Origin of the sequence: Streptomyces sp. NPDC089915 (genome assembly GCF_040684675.1) — a bacterium.
In the GTDB taxonomy this organism is placed as follows: Bacteria; Actinomycetota; Actinomycetes; order Streptomycetales; family Streptomycetaceae; genus Streptomyces.
In genome coordinates this window covers 1-3,918 of sequence record NZ_JBFBGN010000257.1, presented here as the reverse complement: position 1 = coordinate 3,918, position 3,918 = coordinate 1, and the positions used below count along the sequence as shown (strand labels likewise).

Genomic DNA, 3,918 nt, shown 5'->3' with positions numbered 1-3,918 from the left:
TCCTCGCCCGCCTGGACGGAGACCATGACCCCGCCCTCGGGCAGGGCCTCCATGAGCAGCCCGCGCGCGGTGACCAGGACGGCGGCGTCGTGCAGCGACAGCACCCCGGCGACGTGCGCGGCGGCGATCTCGCCCACCGAGTGTCCGCCGACGAACCGTGGGACGACGCCCCACGATTCGACGAGCCGGTAGAGGGCGACCTCGATGGCGAAGAGGGCCGGCTGGGTGGTCCCCGTGCGGTCCAGGGCGTCGGCATCGTCGCCGAAGACGACCTCCTTGAGGTCTCCGCCCAGTTCCGCGCACACCTCGTCGAACGCGGCGGCGAACACCGGGAACGCCTCGTACAGCCCCCGGCCCATCCCCGGCCGCTGGCTGCCCTGCCCGGTGAACAGCACCGCGAGCCGCCCCCGTCCCGTCGCGTGCCCGGAGACGACGGAGGCGTCCGGCTCGTCGGCGGCCAGCGCGGTCAGGCCCCGGACCAGCGTCTCGCGGTCCCGGCCCACGACGACCGCGCGGTGCTCCAGCTCGGCCCGGCGGGTCAGCGCGTGCGCCACCTCGGCCACGCCCAGCTCCGGGCGGGCCTCCACGAACGACAGCAGCCGCGCCGCCTGCGCCCGCAGCGCCCCGGCCGAACGCCCCGACAGGGCCACCGGCACCGGTCCGGAGACCGGCCCGGCGGCGCTCTGCGCGGCGGCGGCCTCGGGGGCCTGCTCCAGGATCACGTGCGCGTTCGTGCCGCTCGCCCCGAAGGAGGAGACGCCCGCGCGGCGGGCCCGGCCGGTCTCCGGCCACGGCTGCTCCCGCGTGAGCAGTTCCACGGCCCCCGCCGACCAGTCGATGCCGGAGGAGGGCACGTCGGCGTGCAGGGTGCGCGGCAGGACGCCGTGGTGCATCGCCTGCACCATCTTGATCACGCCGCCCACGCCCGCCGCGGCCTGCGCGTGCCCGATGTTCGACTTGAGGGAGCCCAGCCACAGCGGGCGGCCGTCGGCCCGGTCCTGCCCGTACGCGGCGATCAGCGCCTGGGCCTCGATCGGGTCGCCCAGCCGGGTGCCCGTACCGTGTGCCTCCACCGCGTCCACGTCGGCGGCGCCCAGCCCCGCGCTCTCCAGCGCCTGGCGGATGACGCGCTGCTGCGCGGGCCCGTTGGGGGCGGTGAGGCCGTTGCTCGCGCCGTCCTGGTTGACGGCGGAGCCGCGTACGACGGCCAGGACGCGGTGCCCGTGGCGCACGGCGTCCGACAGCCGCTCCACGAGGAGCATGCCGACGCCCTCGGCGAAGCCGGTGCCGTCGGCGCCCTCGGCGAAGGACTTGCAGCGGCCGTCGGCGGCCAGCCCGCCCTGCTTCATGAAGTCGAGGAACATCACGGGCGTGGACATGACCGTCGCACCGCCCGCGAGGGCCATCGTGCACTCCCCGCGCCGCAGCGCCTGTACCGCCAGGTGCAGCGCCACCAGGGAGGAGGAGCAGGCGGTGTCCACCGTCACGGCCGGGCCCTCCAGGCCCAGCGTGTAGGAGACGCGGCCCGTGGCCACGCTGCCCGCGCTGCCGTTGACCAGGTAGCCCCGCAGCTCCTCGGGGACCTCGCCGGCGCCCGTCCCGTAGTCGTGGTACATCAGCCCGGCGAAGACGCCGATCCGTTCGCCCTTCACCGACAGCGGGTCGACGCCCGCCCGTTCGAAGGCCTCCCAGGAGGTCTCCAGCAGCAGCCGCTGCTGGGGGTCCATGGCCTGGGCCTCGCGCGGGGAGATGCCGAAGAAGTCCGCGTCGAAGCGGTCCGCGTCGTACAGGAACCCGCCGACCGGGTCGTGGCCGGACGGCGCGTAGGCCGCGCCCACGTTCCAGCCGCGGTCGGCGGGGAAGGCCGACATGCCGTCCCCGCCGGAGGAGACGAGCTCCCACAGCCCCTCCGGGGAGGTGACCCCGCCGGGGAAGCGGCAGCCCATCCCCACGATGGCGATCGGTTCGCCCGCGGCGGCCTCCGCCTCCCGCAGGCGCCGCCGGGCCTCCTGGAGGTCGGTGGTCGCCTTGCGGAGGTAACTGCGGAGCTTCTCCTCGGTGTTCTCCATCGCGGAGCCGGTCCCCGTTCCTGTAGTAGCCGTCGTCCGTGCCGGCTACACGTCGCTGTCGATCAGGGCGAACAGCTCGTCGTCGCTGGCGGATTCGATGCTCACCGGGGTGTCTGGATTCTCACTTGAATCATCCGAGAGGGTCGCTGCGGAAGCCTTCGACCCGGCTGCCGGATCCGTTCCGTTTCCGGTGTACTTCGCCGCGAGCTCCCGCAGCCGGGCCACGATCCGGGACCGGTCCCCGTCCGTGTCCGAGGCGGAGGACAGCAGGTCATCGACGAGGCCCAGGTCGGCCAGCACCCGGTCGGCGGAGGGCCGCCGGCTGCGGGCCAGTTCCTCGCCCACGTGCGCGGCGAGCGCCAGCGGCGTCGGGTGGTCGAAGGCGAGCGTCGCCGACAGCCGCAGCCCCGTGGCTCGATTCATTCGGTTGCGGAGCTCCACGGCGCTCAGCGAATCGAACCCGAGGGCCTTGAAGGCCTGTTCCGGTTCGATCAGCGCCGCCGACGCGTGCCCCAGGACCCCGGCCACCTGTCCGACGACCAGCTCGACGAGGCGTTCCGTCCGCTCGGCCTCCGGGAGCCCGGCCAGCCGGTCGGCCAGCGCGGGCCCGGCCGCCTCCGGCGCGGCCCCGCCGGAACCGGCCGCGCCGGCCCCCGCACCGTCGGCCGCCGCCCGGCGCGCCGGGACCCGTACCAGGCCGCGCAGCAGCGCCGGCAGGGTGCCGGCGGCCGCCCGCTCGCGCAGGGCCGCCGTCTCCAGCCGCAGCGCCAGCACCAGGGACTCCCCGGTGCCGTGGGCCGCGTCGAAGAAGGCCAGGCCCTGCGCGGAGGACATCTCGGCGATCCCCGCCCGGCCGAGCCGGCGCACGGCCGTCTCGTCCAGGTGCCCGGTCATCGCGCTGCGTTCCGCCCAGAAGCCCCAGGCCATCGCCGTGCCGGGCAGACCGGCCGCCCGCCGGTGCGCGGCCAGGGCGTCGAGGAAGACGTTCGCCGCCGCGTAGTGCGCCTGGCCCGAGGTGCCGAAGGTGCCGGCCGCCCCGGAGAACAGGACGAACTCCGCCAGGTCCAGCTCCCGGGTCAGCTCGTGCAGGTGCAGCGCCGCGTCCACCTTGGGCCGCAGCACGGCGTCCGTACGCTCCCCGGTGAGGGAGGTCAGCACCCCGTCGTCGAGGACCCCGGCGGCGTGGATCACCGCCGTCAGCGGGTGCGCGGCCGGTACGGAGGCCAGCGCGGCGGCCAGCGCGGACCGGTCCGCGGTGTCGCAGGCGACCACGGTGGCCGTGGCCCCCGACGCCGCGAGCTCGGCGACCAGTTCGGCCGCGCCGGGCGCCTGCGGCCCCGACCGGGTGGTCAGCAGCAGGTGCCGCACCCCGTACGAGGCCACCAGGTGGCGGGCGACCAGGCGGCCCAGCGTGCCGGTGCCGCCCGTGACGAGGACGGTGCCCTCGGGGTCGTAGCCGGCGCCCCCGCCCCCGCCGGCCGGGACGTCCAGCCGGGCCAGCCGGGCGGCGCGCACCGCGTCCCCGCGCGCCGCGAGCTGCGGTTCGTCGCCGCCCGCGGCGACCGACAGGGCGGCGGACAGGGCCTCGGGGGAGGCCCCGGCGCCGTCCAGGAGGACGAACCGGCCCGGGTGCTCGGTCTGGGCGGAGCGCAGCAGCCCCCACACCGGGGCGTGCACGAGGTCCCGTACGGTCTCGTCCGCGCCGGCGGCGACGGCCCCGTCGGTGACGACGACCAGCCGGGTTCCGTCCAGCCACGGTGACGTGCTCGTCGATCTGGTCGGCGAGGTCGGCGAGCGAGGTCAGCTCGCCGCGCTCCGCGTACCGCCGGGGGTAGTGGTGGAGCAGGTC

2 protein-coding genes are annotated in these 3,918 nt (G+C 76.2%); both read right to left on the bottom strand.

What is annotated here, in order from left to right; translation table 11 throughout:
• Window positions 1-2,069, bottom strand: a 2,069-nt coding sequence (locus tag AB0O29_RS34440; protein WP_365159936.1) for a type I polyketide synthase, incomplete at its 3' end; no start/stop codon positions are given.
• 45 nt (window positions 2,070-2,114) lie between these two features.
• On the bottom strand, window positions 2,115-3,746 hold the full coding sequence (locus tag AB0O29_RS34435) for an SDR family NAD(P)-dependent oxidoreductase (protein WP_365159933.1): 1,632 nt from the start codon (window positions 3,744-3,746) through the stop codon (window positions 2,115-2,117).
• Window positions 3,747-3,918 lie beyond the last annotated feature (172 nt).